Raw genomic sequence first — 219 nt, 5'->3', positions numbered from 1 at the left:
TTCTGTCCACTCAAATAGCTTAATTTGTGGTATAATAGCCATAACAGGCATCCCTCCCTGGGTAGGATTGTTTGTCTTTTCAACTTCAATTTTATCACAGGTGGGTGCCTGTTGCTTATTTTTTACAACATTTGAGGCTGGGGTGAATTTTTCCCTCAGCCTCTTGTTTTGCGCTAAAAACCCTTTCCTATACACCTTTTTCTGGGGTAAATTTATTTT

At 38.8% G+C, this 219-nt stretch carries 1 protein-coding gene; it reads right to left on the bottom strand.

Annotated elements, in window-relative coordinates:
- Nucleotides 1–219: hypothetical protein (locus tag JDF658_RS14685; RefSeq protein WP_207651245.1), on the bottom strand; the 219-nt coding region annotated here is incomplete at both ends.

The sequence above is a fragment of the Carboxydocella sp. JDF658 genome (assembly GCF_002049395.1).
Classification (GTDB): domain Bacteria; phylum Bacillota.
Note: the sequence above shows the minus strand (reverse complement) of the source record. Positions and strands in the feature narration are given on the sequence as shown.